Below are 15460 nucleotides of genomic sequence, written 5' to 3' on the forward strand. Positions count from 1 at the left end.
CTCCTTCGTCTCGGATTAACTATGAACCTCAAACACGCCGGCGGCTCCCATACCGCCGCCGATACACATGGAGACCACACCGTAACCGCCCCCGCGGCGGCGCAGCTCCTGAATCAGGGTGGCGCTCAGCTTCGTGCCGGTACATCCGAGCGGATGACCGAGCGCAATCGCTCCGCCGTTGACGTTGACTTTGTCCTCGTCAAGGTTTAACTCGCGGATAATATGCAGGCTTTGGGAGGCAAAGGCCTCGTTAATTTCAAACAGCGAAACGTCTTGAAGCCCGATGCCGGCCAGCCGCAGCGCCTTGGGAATCGCTTCGACCGGCCCGACGCCCATCAGTTCCGGCTCCACCCCGGACAGGGCGAAGGAACGAAAGGTCGCCAGCGGCCGGAGTCCCAGCCGATCGGCGCGTTCCCGGCTCATCACGGCGACCGCCGCGGCGCAGTCGCTCATCTGCGACGTATTCCCCGCCGTCACCGTCCCGCCCGCTTTAAATCCCGGCTTTAGCTTCGCCAAAGCGTCCAAGGACGTGTCCGGACGAACGCCTTCGTCCGTATCGAACGTCAGCGTCTTCTTCACCGGTTTTCCAGCATCGCCGATCTGCGTAAATTCCGCCTGAAACGGCACGATCTCCTCCTTGAACTTGCCTTCGGCAATCGCCGTGGCGGCCTTCTGATGCGAGCGGAGCGCGAACCGGTCTTGGTCCTCGCGGGTGATGCCGAAGCGTTCGGCCACACGTTCCGCGGTATGCCCCATCGCCATGTATACCTCCGGCATCTGATCCACGATTCTCGGATTCGGCGACACCTTGAACCCCGTCATCGGCACGTGGCTCATGCTTTCCACCCCGCCGGCGATAACGACCTCCGCGTGCCCCAGCATGATCCGCTCCGCCGCGAACGCGATCGACTGGAGGCCCGAGGAGCAGAACCGGTTGATCGTAATAGCCGGAACGGTTACCGGAAACCCGGCATACAGCGACATGATCCGGGCAAAATTCAGCCCCTGCTCTCCTTCCGGCATGGCACAGCCGATAATGATATCCTCCACGTCGGCCTTCTCCAACCCCGGCGCCCGCTCGATCACCGCCTCCAGCACCGCCTTGCCCAGATCGTCCGCACGGGTTTGCGCCAGGCTGCCCCTCTTCGCCTTCCCTACCGCAGTCCGGGCCAGCGAAACAATAACCGCTTCCTTCATCTCATCATCCTCCCCAAACTAATCAATTCCGCAGCGGCTTTCCCTTGGCAAGCATATGCTGCATCCGCTCTCTTGTTTTCGGTTCGCCGCAAAGACTCAAGAACGCTTCCCGCTCCAGATCGAGCAAATACTGCTCCGTCACCAGGGACCCTGCGGGAACATCCCCCCCGGAGAGTACATGCGCCAGCTTGCCCGCGATCAGCAGATCATGATCGCTGATAAACCCGCTTTCTCTCATGCCGAGTGCGCCGAGGCGAAGCACCGCCTTGCCTTCGGAACCGATAACGCGGATCTTCTTCTCGGGGATAGGCTCGTAACCCGCGGCGGCCATCCGCAGCACCGCCCGCTTCGCTTCGTAAATGCGGTGGTCCGGATGCATCACGACCCGGTCGGTTTCCCGCAAGTAACCGAGCTTGATGGCGTCATGGCCGCTGGTGGACACCTTCGCCGTCCCGATCGTCTCGAAAATCCGGCTGAGATAGGGCTGCAGATCCGCTTCGGGAAGTCCGACCCGCTCGCTGGCCCGCAGCGCCATTTCCTTGCAGCCGCCTCCGGCGGGGATGAGGCCGACACCAACCTCCACCAAGCCGTAGTAAGTCTCCGCTGCCGCGATCACCTGATCCGCGGGCATGCAGGCTTCGACACCGCCGCCCAGCGTCATCCGGTGCGGAGCGGCCACGACCGGCTTCTCGAACCGCTTCAACCGGTACATCGTGTTCTGGAACAGCCGGATGATCTCATCCACTTCATCCCATTCTTCGTCCTGAGCCTCCATCAGCAGCAGCATCAAGTTGGCTCCGACGCAGAAATTTTTGCCCTGATTGGCGATGACCAGGCCCGTAAAATTCCGCCGAACCTCCTCCACGCTTTGCGTAATCATCGTCAGGATATCCGCTCCGATCGCATTGTTCGGCGAGTGAAACTCCAGGCAGGCCACCCCGTCGCCCAAGTCGATGAGACTTGCGCCGCTATTCGACTTGACCACCTTGTTCCGTTCCCTCAGCTCCCGCAATGAGATGACCTCCGGCGGAAATTCCACACTTTTGTAGCGGCCCTCGCTGACGTGGAACAGCTTGCCGTCTTCCCGTTTGTAAAACGAACGGTTTCCGGCGGCAATCCATTCCTTCACCCAGGCGGGAAGTACCGCCCCTTCCGCTTCCATCCGGGAAGCGGAGCGCTCCAATCCGATGGCGTCCCATAGTTCGAACGGGCCCATTTCCCAATTGAACCCCCACTTCATCGCTTCATCGATATCCCGGACACTGTCCGCGATCTCTCCGAGTTTCCCGGCGGCGTAGATCAGCACCGGCTTCAGCACTTCCCAGGCCAATTCCGAATAGCGGTCTTTTCCGGCCAATAATGCGGCGGTTTTGGCCGCAGCCCCTTTCGCCAATTTGGCCGCCTTCAACGAACCCGAGGCCGGCCTGCTTTGCGGCCGGTAATCCAAGCTGTTCAAATCGAGCGCCAGGATTCGGCTTCCGCCCGGTCCCTTTTCCTTCCGGTAAAACCCTTGGCCCGCTTTCTCCCCCAGCCGTCCCTGCGCTACCATGCTCTTTATCAGCTCGGGGACCGCAAAGGCAGCTTTTTCATCCGGGTCGGCCGTATTCGCATGCACATTGTTCACTACATGAAGAAACGTATCGAGCCCGACCAAATCCAGCGTGCGGAAGGTCGCGCTTTTGGGCCGCCCCAGCGCCGGCCCCGTCACCGCATCGACCTCCTCCACGGTGTAGCCTTTTTCCAGCATGATTTTAAGCGTCATTAATAAACCGTAGGTGCCGATCCGGTTGGCGATGAAATTCGGGGTGTCTTTGGCCCGCACCACGGTTTTTCCCAGCCTGGATTCGCAAAAAGCGCTCAATTCCTTGACCAGGCCGGGATCGGTCGACTCCCCGGGAATGATTTCGAGCAGCTGCATATATCTGGGCGGATTAAAAAAATGCGTCCCGAGAAAATGCTTGCGGAATTCCGGAGACCTCCCTTCGGCCATGGCATTGACGGAAATTCCCGAAGTGTTCGTGCTGATGATGGTGCCCGGACGCAGATGCGGTTCCAGCTTGGAGAAGAGCTCTTTTTTGACGCTCAGGTTCTCGATCACCGCTTCAATAACCCAATCCGCCTCCCCGATCCGGGCAAGATCGTCCTCCAGATTTCCCGGAGTGATCCGGCCGGCAAAATCACGGTCGTACAAGGGAGCGGGGGACGCCTTCGTCAACCGCTCGATCGCCGAAATGGCCAGCCGGTTTCGCACGGCGGGCTGCTGCAGTGTGCAGCCGCGGGCCTCCCCCTCCGGGGTCAGCCCGGTCGGCGCAAGATCGACGAGCAGGCAGGGGATGCCCGCGTTCGCCAACTGGGCGGCGATGCCCGACCCCATGATGCCGGACCCGATAACGGCGGCTTGCCGAATTGTTCTCATCATATTCATGAACCCTCCGTTCTAATGAATGGACTCAATTTGGTTTGGAGCTTTCGCCGAAGCCGAATACGGATAACTCCAGCAGTTCGGCGATATCCTTCGCTTGAACGTTCATTTCCACCTCCTTCATTTTCGTCCCGTCCTCCAGCATGGTCAGGCAGTAAGGGCAAGCGCTGCTGATGACGCCCGGCTTGGCTTCCAGCGCCTGCTCCGTGCGGGCCAGATTGATCCGTTTGCCGCCGCTTTCCTCCATCCACATCAGTCCGCCGCCGGCCCCGCAGCACATGGCGTTCTCCCTGGAACGCGCCATCTCCACCAATTCGGCGCCCGGGATCGCCCGCAGGACATTTCGCGGCGGTTCATAGACGCTGTTGTAACGCCCCAGATAACAGGAATCATGATAGGTAATTCGCTCCTTTATTTCATATTGGGGGCGCAGCCGGCCAGCTTGAATCAACTGGTCCAGCAGCTGCGAATGATGCAGCACCTCCACCCCCTCCAATCCGAATTCCGGATATTCGTTTTTGAACGTATTAAAGGTATGCGGGCAGGCCGTGACGATCTTTTTGACGCCATATTTCCGAAAAAGGTCGATGTTCTCCCGGCACAGCTGCTGGAACAGCAACTCATTGCCCATGCGCCGCGGCGTATCGCCCGAGTTCTTCTCCTCGTTCCCCAGGATGGCGAAACTCACGTCCGCCCGCTGCAGAAGCCGGACAAACGCCCGGGTGACTTTACGGCTGCGCAGGTCGTAGGAGCCCATGGAACCGACGAAAAACAGATACTCAAAATCGGGGCGTTCTTTGACGGTCGGCACTTTAAGGCCTTCCACTTCGCCCGTCCACTCGGCCCTGTCGCTCCGGCTGATGCCCCAGGGGTTGCCCTGACGCTCGATGTTCATCAGCGCCCGCTGCCCTTCCTGGGGGACGCTCCCCTGCATCAATACCAGATGGCGGCGCAGGTCGATGATTTTATCGACATGTTCGTTGCCGACGGGGCATTGATCCTCGCAGTTGCGGCAGGTGGTGCACGACCAGATTTCGTCCTCCGTCATCACGTCGCCGATCAATTCCAGGCCGGCGGGGTCCGTGCCGGATTCCCGTTTCGCCCAGCTTCGCATCTGCCAGGCGAGGGTCGGCCGGATATCGGTGATCCCTTCAGCCGGTTCCGCCCAATCGACGGAAGAGGCGTTTTCCGCCGAGACGCCATGCGTGACGGCTCCCTCTGGCGAAAAGACGAATCCCGGCGACCACGGCGGTTTACCGGTGAGCACTGCGCCTTTTTCCGTCAAATGATCGCGCAGCTTCGTGATCAGGTGCATCGGGGACAGCGTCTTGCCCGTATTCGAAGCGGGACAGACGTTAGTACACCGTCCGCACTCCACGCAAGCGTAGAAATCCAGCATTTGCTTTTGGGTAAAATCTTCGATTTTTCCGGCACCGAAGCTTTCCGCCTCCTCATCTTCCAGATCGAGCGAAACGAGCCGTCCGGCAGGCTCTCTCCTCCGGAGCCCGATATTGAGCGGTGCCGTGATGAGATGAAAGTGTTTCGATTGCGGGACATAGACGAGAAAGGAAAGCAAGGTCAGCAGATGCAGCCACCAGAACACATAGAACGCGATTTCCGCGCCGGAAGCGGAAAACCCGGCAAACGCAGCCGCAATGAACGAGGATAGCGGAGCGAGCGCGGAAGGCTCCATGCCGAGCCACAGCCGCTCGAAACCCAGGGAAAGGATGACGGTGAGCATTAAAGCGAAAATAAAGAGGATGACGATACTGGGTTTCCAGCCTCGTTTTAACCGGGGAAGCCGCTCCCCGTAACGGCGATAAGCGGCGTAGCCCATAGCCGCCAGAACAAGCAGGACGGTTAACTCCTGCAGGAACCCGAACGCCTCATAGGCCGGCAGCGGAAGATGCCCGCCTTGCGTCAGCCCTTTAACGATCAAGTCAACCGCTCCAAACTGCAAAATGATGAACCCGTAAAAGACCACCGCGTGCATGATCCCGCTCCTCGGGTCCTTCAACAGCTTGCTTTGACCGAAAACCTGAGTTGCGAACTCCCGCCCCCCTCCCTTCATGCGACTGCGGAAATCGAAAGGACGTCCAGACCGCACATACAAATAACGGTGATACACGACTCTCCAGAACAGATAGATAGCGACTCCCGTTACGCCTAAAAACAGCATGAATTGAATCAACGGCCACACCATTTTTGCTCCCGCCTTTCCTTAATGAAATAAGCCGTCAAAAATGAATGCATGAAACTGAGATAGACAAGCGCCGGTAAGCGTTTACAATGCTTTGATTTTATAAGGCGCTTCTATTGACAAAGCGCTCGGTTTTTCCTAAGATATAGAAAATGAATGAGTATTCATTCAGTTGTTTTAAATTTTAGCATTGAGGTGTCGTCATGACAAGTAGGAAACAGGAAAAATTTGAAATGATTTTGGATGCGGCGGAGAAAGTCATTGCCGAAAACGGGTTCCACGGATCCCAGGTTTCCAAAATCGCCAAGGAGGCTGGAGTTGCGGACGGTACGATTTACTTATATTTCAAGAAAAAAGAAGACATTCTGATTTCGCTGTTTGAAGATCGGCTGGGGAAACTGGTCGCTTTGTTTAACGCGAGCATCGAGGAATCGAGCACGGCCGCCGAAGCCTTGCGCAAAGTGTGTGAGATCCACTTCACCCAGCTCGAACAAAATGTCAACCTGGCTTATGTGACGCAGATCGAACTTCGTCAAAGCTCACTCGAACTGCGTAAAGCGATCGGCTTATCGGTGAAGCCTTACATCCAACTGATCGAGAATATTTTGATTCGGGGCATCGCGGAAAAGAGCTTTCGCGCGGATCTCGATACGAAGCTGACCCGGCATCTTCTGTTCGGCGCGATGGACGAGGTCGTGACCTCCTGGCTGATTTCCGGGCGGAAATACTCCTTGTCCGCCCAGGTTGACAAGACGGTGGATTTTTTCCTGAGGGGCTTAAAGTAACGAAGGTCACTCCATACGAGGTTGAAAGGAGAATCGACGATGGATCTTTATGTAATCCTGAAGCAAACTTTTGACACGGAGGAAAAGATTACGATAGAAGGCGGCGAAATCCGTGAAGACGGTGTGAAGCATATCATCAACCCTTATGACGAATACGCCGTGGAGGAGGCGATCCGCCTGAAAGAACGGCACGGCGGAACCGTGACGGCGGTGTCCGTCGGTCCCGAACGCGCCGCGGAAGCGTTGCGGACGGCTCTCGCCATGGGCGCCGATGAAGCCGTGCTGATCTCGGACGACGGGATCCGGACGGACGAATCCGGCGTCGCCGCATTGTTGGCCGCCTACTTCCGGGATCGGCGCTTCGACTTCATCCTGGGCGGCTATTTTTCGGTCGACAACGGCGCCGGTCAGGTGGCCGTCCGGTTGGCCCGGCTGCTCGGAATCCCCCATGTGTCGGCGATCGTCAAGCTCGATGTTTCCGGCGATCGAGCGGTCGCGGTCCGCGACGCCGAGGGGGATTCGGAAACGGTCGAACTCCCGCTGCCGGCGCTGTTTACCGCCCAGCAAGGGTTGAACGAACCCCGCTACCCTTCCCTGCCCGGGATTATGAAGGCCAAGAAGAAACCTTTTCAGCGGCTCGAACCGGGCGATCTTGGGGTAAGCGCCGCGGACCTCGCCCCGAAAACGGAGCGCACGCTCCTCTTCGCTCCCCCGAAACGCCAAGCCGGACGGATGCTGGAAGGAACGCCGAACGAACAGGCGGTCGAGCTGGTTTCGCTGTTAAAAACCGAAGCCAAATTCATGTGAGCCGATAGGCGGATTTAGCCGAAAATCAAGGAGGGACTTACGATGGGTAAACGGATGATGGTCGTGGCGGAGACGAAGGACGGAAAACTGCGGCAGGTTTCTTTGGAAGCGCTTCATGCGGCCTACACCCTCAAAGAGGAAGGTGACGAGATCATCGCCGTCCTCCCGGGACACGGGCTTGACGCTCCCGCCCGCGAACTCGCCGGGCACGTCGAAGGCCGGGTGATTACATTGGACCACCCGGATTTAAAGACCTACTCGGCCGAGGCTTACTACCTCGCTTTTTCCCGGCTGCTCGACGAGGACCAGCCCGATCTCGTCCTGCTCGGGCATACGGCGGTTGGGCGGGACCTAGCCCCTCAACTCGCCGCGCGGCTCGATGCCGGTCAAATCTCCGATGTGACCGCGCTCGAAATAACGGATGAGGGCGCCCTGTTCACCCGCCCGCTGTTTGCCGGTAAAGCGTTCGAGAAGAAGCGGCTTACCGGAAGCCGGGGCGTCGTCACGCTGCGGCCCAACAACCTGCCTCCCGCCGGGCCGGTCGCGAGTCCCGCGGAAATCGTGCCGGCCGGCGATACGGTGTCGGGAACCCCGCTTCAAACCGTAATCCGGGATATCGTCCGCAAGACGACAGGCAAGGTGGACCTCACCGAGGCCAAGGTCGTCGTGTCGGGCGGGCGGGGCGTGAAGAGCGCGGACGGTTTTAAACCGCTGGAGGAGCTTGCCGAGGTGCTGCAAGGCGCGGTCGGAGCCTCCCGCGGGGCATGCGACGCCGGCTACTGCGATTATGCGCTGCAAATCGGGCAGACCGGAAAGGTTGTGACCCCCGAGCTGTACATCGCCTGCGGTATCAGCGGTGCCATCCAGCATTTGGCCGGGATGAGCCAATCGCGGATCATCATCGCCATTAACAAAGATCCCGAAGCGCCGATTTTCAAGATCGCCGATTACGGAATCGTGGGGGATTTGTTCGAAGTGGTTCCCCTTTTAACCCGTGAATTCAAACAGACCCTTTCACGTCAATAACCGCCTTCCAAAACCTGGTGATCCAGGTTTTCTTTTTGATCAGCCGGGGAGTTCCCGCTTCGCTCTTTCCGATATGAAAGGCAAACGGCTCATGAATGGCCTGATGAAATTTTTGTAATTCCAGTTCCCTGCGGAAATGCTCTTCGTAATTCATTCCTGCTCTCTCCCTTTCTTTTGCCGGCCGGGTGTGATCTTGGTCTCATTATCCCCTTTGAAAATAGGAAGAAAAAGTGTACACTATGAAAAACGATTTTCCCCTTTTAGTGGGAAAGGCGGTGTACCGGAGGTGAGATGTGTCATGTTGTCGGCCGAACGCTACATGGCTTTGATCAATCATTTTGTAGGGCCGGCTCCACGGGAACAGGAGGAGTACGAAGTGGCGCTCGAGGAACTGACGAGGCTCTTCCACTGTACGGAACGAAATGTCAAATTGATCGTCCGCAGGTTACAGGATGAGCATTGGATTGAGTGGCTGCCCGGCAGAGGCCGGGGAAACAAGTCGAAAATCCGCTTTCTGGTCAAACGCGACCTTTTTTTGCTGGAGTACGCCAAACGGTTGACGGAAAAAGGGGAATACCGCTCCGCGTTTGAATTCCTGTATCAGCACGAGGAGGACCGGGCGGTGTTGGATCAGTTCCTCCAATGGCTGAACGGCCAATTCGGCATGGAAAAAGTCGGGGCCGAAACCCAGGCGAAGGATGTGTTCCGCCTCCCGGTCTATCGCGCTCCGCTCACGCTCGATCCGTCGAAGCTGTACTTCGGCTTCGATTCCCATCTGGTGAGGCAATGTTTCGACCGCCTGATGGAGTATGACTCGGACCAGCAAAGAATCAAGCCGATGCTGGCCCACCATTGGGAGAGCGACGACACGGGCAGTCTATGGACGTTTTACCTTCGAAAAGGCGTTCTCTTTCACCACGGAAAAGTGCTGACGGCGGAAGATGTCGTTTATACGTTGGAGCGGCTGCGGAACGGAACCATGAACGCCTGGATGATGGAGACGATGGAGACCGTAACGGCGATCGATTCGCGCACGGTTCGAATTGCACTGCGCCAGCCGAACTGGCTGTTCCCCCGCCTGCTCTGCTCTTCCTGCGCCTCCATTATCCCGTCGGACCTGAACGGGTTGGACGAGAGCAGCTTCTGGCGGCTCCCGAGCGGAACGGGACCTTTTCGGATTACCCATTGGGGCAGCAATGGAATCGAGCTGGAGGTCCATACGCGCTATTTCCTCGGCAGGCCTTATCTGGATGGGGTTAAGCTGATTTTTATGCCGGAGAATATTCCGAACCTTTCCCGACTAAAATGGGAGCAGTTGATCGCCAATGACGCAAGGGTACCGGCCGATGCGGGAGGCGACTGGCAGCGGATCGAAACGCTCAGCCAAGGGTGCAGTCTGATCAGTTGGAACCGGAACAAAGGCGGGCCGCAGGAGTCCCTTTCCTTCCGTCAGGCCGTCAATCTGATCATCGACCGGTCCGATTTGATCCGAAGCACGGGTAGACCCGGTTATCCCGCCCGCGGCTTTCTGCCTATGGGAGAAGCCGCACTCGGTTACCGCCGGCCCGACCCGGAGGCGGCCAAGCAGCTGCTGGCACAGTCCGGTTACGACGGGTCCCCCATCCGGCTGATCGCGTCCGAAGCGGAACGGGATGAAGCCGAGTGGATTGCCAGCCAATGTGCTTCGATCGGTATACCGGTGGAGATCCGTTACGGAGACAGGGGCATGCTGGCGCGGATCGAAACGGCTCAGGAAGCGGACGCCCAGCTAATATGCCTCGTTTTTGCCGACGACGAGATCTGCGAGTTGGAGAGCTTACTGCAGCAAAACAGCGTCATCTTCCAACATCTCGCCCCCGGGCTCCGCAGGTGGATTCATCAGGTTGTGAACGATATTTACGCGAGCCCCTCCAAAGAAAAACGCCGGGCTCTGCTGGAGCAGATCGAAATCCGGCTGCAGGAGGAAGCGCAAATCCTGTTCCTGGTTCACCGGCAATTGAATACCTACGTCCATCCTTCCGTCCGGGGGATCGTCATTAATAACTTGGGGTGGATGGATTTTAAAAACATTTGGCTGACGACGGCGGAGAAGCCGGATGCGGCTCCAGCCTAAATTTTTCCCGGATCTCCCCGTATTAGAACTGGCGGGCTTCCCTGGTCCGAACGCAAAGAGCCTGCAGAATCCGTACGGATCCTTGCAGGCTCGAAACTTTTCTTCTCGAATTTATTTGAATACTTTCAAGCGAGTGTCCAGCGGCGCGAAGTCCTTATCTCCAGGCGCTGCGGCGATTCCGCCGAAAGGCATTTGCGCGATCAGCTTCCAGCTGGCCGGCACATTCCATTCTTTGCTCACTTCTTCGTCGATCAACGGGTTGTAGTGCTGGAGGGAAGCGCCTACGCCCTCTTGCGCCAACGCCGTCCATACCACAAATTGAAGCATGCCGTTGGATTGTTGGGACCAGATCGGGAAGTTTTCGGCGTAGGCCGCAAATTGGTCCTGAAGCCCTTTGATGACCGTTTGGTCTTCAAAGAACAACACCGTACCGCGGGCACTGCGGAAAGAGGCCATCTTTTCTTCCGTCGGTGCAAAGCTGTCGGCCGGTACGACCTTGCGCAGCGTCTCTTTGGTCAAGTCCCAAAGCTTGTGGTGCTGCTCGCCAAACAAAACGACCGCTCTAGCGCTTTGCGAGTTAAAGGAAGACGGCGTGTGCAGTACGGCTTCCTTGACGATTTCCTCAATCCGGTCCTCGGAAACCGGGATTTCTTGGTTCAACGCATATACGCTGCGTCTTTTTTTGATCGCATTCAAAAATTCGCTCATTTCTTCAATCTCTCCTTCGATATTTTAGGTTAGTTTACCCAGTGAGCCCAGGATTAATCTTCATCCGCTCACTCGTACCACTCATACTTACATTTATTTAGTAGCTGACGTTATTATATTACTTAAATTATTTTTGGTTTGCAAGTCTATTTTTTGAAAAACTTTAATCTCAACGGGCAGTTGAATTTGGGTTATAATGGGAGAAATAGCGATGGAAGGGAGCTTGCTGATGGCAAGAACCAAAATATTCATCAGCTCCGTCAACGAAGATGGTCTTAAACCGCTTCGTCGCAAAGTATTCAAGGAGCTGGAGGCTATGGGACACGAGCCTCTGATGTGGGAGGAGAATCTCGGGCCTTGGCCAGCCCATGTCGACCCGGTGGTCCGATGTTTGGAAGCGGTTGCGGAGTGCGACATTTATCTGCTCTTTATCGGCGGCAAGGCGGGTACATACGATTCCAAAGCGATGCGAACGATAACCCATATGGAGTTCATTAAAGCTTACGAACAGGAGAAAACCATCCTCGTGTTCGGCGATGTCGAAGTGAAGTCCGCTTTTTTCGGCCGGGTGAAGCCTCTGCTGGACCACTACATCGATCAATCCATTGCCAAGGAGGACCGTTTTCCCTCCCCGCCTCATATGATGGAAATGCTAAAGCGGGATGAGCGCGTTCCCCGGGAGATCGATCCCTACGTTTGGTATTTTCTCCAAGACATGATGATGCGGAAGGTCTATATCGACGACTTGTCGTTAGGCGTAACGATCGACTGGAAAGCTTATTTCAGCGATTTGCTTCGCCGGGGCTCCCTCCTGCTTCCTTTGGAAGAGTCCATTGAGCAGAACGCCGCAAGGCTGGATGATTTTGACGCAGCCTTTGAATTGCTGGCCGGATTACTCCCCGCCCTTCATATTACGGGTCTTCGGCAACCGGATAAATTTCTTGGGCTCGTCGTGGGCAAACTGGAGGGCGGAGATATCGAGCAGCGTTACGGCCCCTATATGTCCGAATGCGTCGGCCGATACGAGGATTGCTGCGCCGCAACCCTTTATGTACTGCGGGATAGAGAACTATGCTTGGTCGCCAAAACGGGCGATGCGGCATCCGTACCGGCCTTTTCACTGGACGACAAAAGTTCGTACGCCGTACTGACGCTGGACTTGGGGGACCCTGGTGAACAGGTGTTTTTTAAAGAAGCGAAAAAAATGTTCTACCACTGTATCCGATCCGGCTCCTATGTAATCACCTTGCATTATCCGGCCGATCCGGACTGGAATTATAAGAAATTCATCCACTACAAAGAGAGTATCAACCATGCTATAATGAGTAAAAATCCGCTCATCATCGAATTGATCAAATTATGCTTGGGAGGAATGCAGCCATGAGTGCCGGAGTGTTCGTATCCAAAAACGGTCGGGTCAGCAAAGCCGTAGGAGCCCAGCCTAAAGAAGCGCTATTGTTCGCTCCCGCGTCGAAAAACTCGTCGCAAATCCTTCGCGAGCAGCGCACGGCGATGAAGCGCAATAACAAGCAGATCAAGGACCGGTTCGCCCAGGCCACGAAGAGAGCCTAGCCTAGCGGCCGCCAGGTGAATAGTCCGTCCGGGACACTGGACGGGCTATTTTTGTTTGGCATTAGCCAGTTGAGCACGCGAAGCGTGCGTAGTGATGCTTGCAGCAAAAAACCAGCTAATGGATTGGTTATCATAGGAGTGTTCAAGCTACTATTTATACCGAAACGAAAAGGTGGCTTAATGACTAATCGAAGTGAGATGTCACATACAAAGAGGCGCCTAGTGTGCTTGCTTCCAAGCTTCCAACTCCAAAAAGATGCAAATCTGCAGGTATTTCTGGCCGGTCCCCACGGGAATGCGAAAAAAGATGCAAATCAGCAGGAATTTCCAGCGATTTTAGAGAAACGAGCCGGTTTCGTCAAAAATTCCTGCAGATTTGCAGGAATTTTGAAATGTTAGGCCCTGAACAAGAAAAAAACATGCACATATGCGGAATTGTATATTATCAAGGTTGTCTGACGGGGTAGGCAAAAGCGGCAATGGCATAGTAGCTTGAACGAAGTGAATGCTAGCGCCTTTAAACTCGAACCGGTAATAAAGGCTTATAGCCTAAGAGCAAACCACGTTTGACGGGTGGTTATGCTTCCCACATGACTCGGTAATTCAGGCGATTAACTTCAAACCTACCGCCGCCGACAAAACCATGGCGATGAACAGGAGTCTCCTCGCGTCCTTGGATTCCCCGTACAAAAACATCCCGACCAGCGTGCTCCCCACCGTTCCCATGCCGGTCCAAACCGCATAGGCCGTTCCCATCGAAATGGACTGCATCGCGATCGACAGAAACGTTAAACTAAGGACAAAGCCGCCGATCAGCAGAACAAAGGACAGCGGATCGCGGGAACGATTTAACCGGCTGATTCCGGCTACGCCGATGACCTCGCCCATGCCGGCCAAAACCAATAATAACCAAGCCATCTTATCTTCCCCCTCCCGGCTCAGCCTCAGGCCCCGATTCCGGGCCGCCGTCGGCTGTAACGACTTTTAATCCGATTACTCCGGATACAAGCAGCAAAATCAGTAAAATTTTCAGAATACGGAACGGCTCGCCGAAAATGACCATCTCGGCCAACACCGTCCCCGCCGTGCCAATCCCCGTGAATACCGCATACGCCGTCCCCACCGGCAGCTTGGCGGTCGACCGGATTAACAGATAGGTACTCAGCGCCAAAGCGAGGATCGTTCCTCCCCAAGTCCAGACGTTATAGGAATGCTTCAGCCCGATCACCCATCCGATTTCCAAAGCACCCGCGATCCAGATCAAATTCCAGTAACGATTCACAAGCTCCCCCTCCTCTTTGCCTTTAAAAATTGTTCTCATTCACATGCAGCGAAAAACCCGGGAAGATATCTCCTTCGATATCCTCCCGGGCTTTTATCCCTCCGTGTCCGCGGCGTATTCGCCGCACGCTCCCTCTCGGACCGGACCGGCGCAAGCGTCGCCGCGGAACCCTAGGGAACAAAGTGAAATATATAATACACGACCGGGCGCCATAGGTCAAGGTCCCAGCGCTAGCTGTCCCTTCGACTTGTACAAGTATTTGGTTTGATCTAACATATACAAGGAGAAGAAAATCACGTTTTGAATATATATTTCGTGAAAAAGGGAGTGGAATCAACATGGCCAAACTGTTTGCTCCGTACACGCTGAGGAACGTTACCCTAAAAAATCGGATCGTCATGTCGCCGATGTGCATGTACTCTTCCCCGAATCATGACGGGAAGGTGGCCGACTGGCACCGGATCCACTACGCCACCCGCGCTGTCGGCGGGGTGGGACTAATTGTTGTGGAAGCCACGGCGGTCCTGCCGGAGGGCCGTATCTCCTATCGCGACCTCGGCATTTGGACCGACGACCATATTCCCGGGCTGAAAAATGTGGTGGATTTGATCCACCAGCATGGAGCCAAAGCGGCGATTCAATTGGCTCATGCCGGCCGTAAAGCCAAGCTGGAAGAGCCGATTATCGCCCCGTCGGCGGTTCCGTTTCCGGAAATGAAGATGCCCGCCCCGGCAAGCCGGGAACAGATCCGCGAAGTGATCGCCGGGTTTCGGGAGGGCGCCCGCCGCGCCAAGGAAGCCGGTTTCGATATTATCGAACTGCATGCTGCGCACGGCTACTTGATCAACCAGTTTTTGTCCCCGCTGGTGAACCAACGCGAGGACGAGTACGGCGGGACGCCGGAGAACCGGTACCGGCTGCTCGGCGAGATCATCGACGCGGTCCAAACGGTTTGGGACGGACCGATCTTCGTCCGTCTTTCCGCCAAGGAGTACGACGATCGCGGAAACTCGCTGGAGCAGTATATCGAGTACTCCCGTAAAATGAAAGCCCAGGGCGTAGATCTGATCGACTGCAGCTCCGGCGGGGTCGTTCCCGCCAAAATCGAGGTTTTCCCGGGTTACCAGGTCGATTTGGCCGATCAAATCCGCAAACAGGCCGGCATAGCCACCGGTGCCGTCGGCTTGATCACGACCGCCGCACAAGCCGAAGAAATCCTCGGCAACGGACGGGCCGACCTGGTGTTTCTCGGCCGCGAGCTGTTGAGAAACCCCTACTGGGCCTGGAACGCCGCCAAGGAGCTTGGGGCCGAGATCGACCGGCCTGCGCCGTATGGCCGGGCCTAGGC

At 56.4% G+C, this 15460-nt stretch carries 14 protein-coding genes and 1 riboswitch; of the genes, 7 read left to right on the plus strand and 7 right to left on the minus strand.

The genetic code is table 11. From position 1 onward, the window contains the following. Nucleotides 1-15 precede the first annotated feature (15 nt). Genes LBW89_RS25185 through LBW89_RS25195 form a run of 3 tightly spaced genes read right to left on the minus strand, consistent with a single transcriptional unit; the run spans nt 16 to nt 5822 of the window. Nucleotides 16-1197, minus strand: a complete 1182-nt coding sequence (locus tag LBW89_RS25185; protein WP_148449571.1) for an acetyl-CoA C-acyltransferase — start codon at nt 1195-1197, stop codon at nt 16-18. A 22-nt stretch (nt 1198-1219) separates the two neighbouring features. Beyond that, the gene (locus LBW89_RS25190) at nt 1220-3616 is read right to left on the minus strand and encodes a 3-hydroxyacyl-CoA dehydrogenase/enoyl-CoA hydratase family protein (RefSeq protein WP_148449573.1); all 2397 of its coding nucleotides are present in this window, start codon (nt 3614-3616) and stop codon (nt 1220-1222) included. Between the two features lie 31 nt (nt 3617-3647). Continuing rightward, entirely contained in the window at nt 3648-5822 is a 2175-nt protein-coding gene (locus LBW89_RS25195) for a (Fe-S)-binding protein (protein WP_148449575.1), read from the minus strand. A 200-nt stretch (nt 5823-6022) separates the two neighbouring features. Between LBW89_RS25195 and LBW89_RS25200 the strand changes: the two genes are divergently transcribed. From LBW89_RS25200 to LBW89_RS25210, 3 genes are read left to right on the plus strand one after another with little or no spacing between them, the layout of a single operon-like run. Continuing rightward, a complete protein-coding gene (locus LBW89_RS25200; protein WP_148449576.1) occupies nt 6023-6604 on the plus strand; it encodes a TetR/AcrR family transcriptional regulator in 582 nt (193 codons plus the stop codon). Nucleotides 6605-6643: 39 nt separating this feature from the next. Beyond that, nucleotides 6644-7411 (plus strand): electron transfer flavoprotein subunit beta/FixA family protein, encoded by a 768-nt coding sequence (locus tag LBW89_RS25205; protein ID WP_148449578.1) that lies wholly within the window; start codon nt 6644-6646, stop codon nt 7409-7411. A gap of 42 nt (nt 7412-7453) precedes the next feature. Continuing rightward, a complete protein-coding gene (locus tag LBW89_RS25210) occupies nt 7454-8437 on the plus strand; it encodes an electron transfer flavoprotein subunit alpha/FixB family protein (protein WP_148449580.1) in 984 nt (327 codons plus the stop codon). On the opposite strand, the gene LBW89_RS25215 is transcribed toward LBW89_RS25210, so the two are convergent. Next, nucleotides 8412-8591, minus strand: coding sequence for a hypothetical protein (locus LBW89_RS25215; protein WP_148449581.1), 180 nt, complete (start codon nt 8589-8591; stop codon nt 8412-8414). The two genes, LBW89_RS25210 and LBW89_RS25215, sit on opposite strands and share 26 nt — an antisense overlap. Before the next feature lie 144 nt (nt 8592-8735). Between LBW89_RS25215 and LBW89_RS25220 the strand changes: the two genes are divergently transcribed. Next, on the plus strand, nt 8736-10550 hold the full coding sequence (locus LBW89_RS25220; protein WP_148449583.1) for an SgrR family transcriptional regulator: 1815 nt from the start codon (nt 8736-8738) through the stop codon (nt 10548-10550). Between the two features lie 111 nt (nt 10551-10661). On the opposite strand, the gene LBW89_RS25225 is transcribed toward LBW89_RS25220, so the two are convergent. Continuing rightward, nucleotides 10662-11258: a nitroreductase family protein gene (locus LBW89_RS25225; protein WP_148449585.1), complete on the minus strand. Its 597-nt coding sequence runs from the start codon at nt 11256-11258 to the stop codon at nt 10662-10664. 211 nt (nt 11259-11469) lie between these two features. Between LBW89_RS25225 and LBW89_RS25230 the strand changes: the two genes are divergently transcribed. Together LBW89_RS25230 and LBW89_RS25235 are read left to right on the plus strand one after the other, a co-directional pair. Next, nucleotides 11470-12642 carry a DUF4062 domain-containing protein gene (locus LBW89_RS25230; RefSeq protein WP_170286983.1) on the plus strand — a complete coding sequence of 391 codons (1173 nt, stop codon included), beginning with the start codon at nt 11470-11472 and terminating at the stop codon, nt 12640-12642. Continuing rightward, nucleotides 12639-12830: a hypothetical protein gene (locus LBW89_RS25235; RefSeq protein ID WP_148449589.1), complete on the plus strand. Its 192-nt coding sequence runs from the start codon at nt 12639-12641 to the stop codon at nt 12828-12830. Before LBW89_RS25230 ends, LBW89_RS25235 begins: the two co-directional genes overlap by 4 nt. 603 nt (nt 12831-13433) lie before the next feature. On the opposite strand, the gene LBW89_RS25240 is transcribed toward LBW89_RS25235, so the two are convergent. Together LBW89_RS25240 and LBW89_RS25245 are read right to left on the minus strand one after the other, a co-directional pair. After that, a complete protein-coding gene (locus tag LBW89_RS25240; RefSeq protein WP_148449591.1) occupies nt 13434-13748 on the minus strand; it encodes a DMT family transporter in 315 nt (104 codons plus the stop codon). Between the two features lies 1 nt (nt 13749). Further along, nucleotides 13750-14112: a DMT family transporter gene (locus tag LBW89_RS25245; protein ID WP_276508676.1), complete on the minus strand. Its 363-nt coding sequence runs from the start codon at nt 14110-14112 to the stop codon at nt 13750-13752. Nucleotides 14113-14192: 80 nt separating this feature from the next. Continuing rightward, nucleotides 14193-14297: riboswitch (guanidine-I (ykkC/yxkD leader) on the minus strand. 153 nt (nt 14298-14450) lie between these two features. On the opposite strand from LBW89_RS25245, the gene namA reads away from it, so the two are divergent. Beyond that, on the plus strand, nt 14451-15458 hold the full coding sequence (namA, locus tag LBW89_RS25250; RefSeq protein ID WP_148449595.1) for an NADPH dehydrogenase NamA: 1008 nt from the start codon (nt 14451-14453) through the stop codon (nt 15456-15458). Nucleotides 15459-15460 lie beyond the last annotated feature (2 nt).

This window comes from Paenibacillus sp. alder61, assembly GCF_020179875.1.
GTDB classification, from domain to species: Bacteria; Bacillota; Bacilli; order Paenibacillales; family Paenibacillaceae; genus Fontibacillus; species Fontibacillus faecis.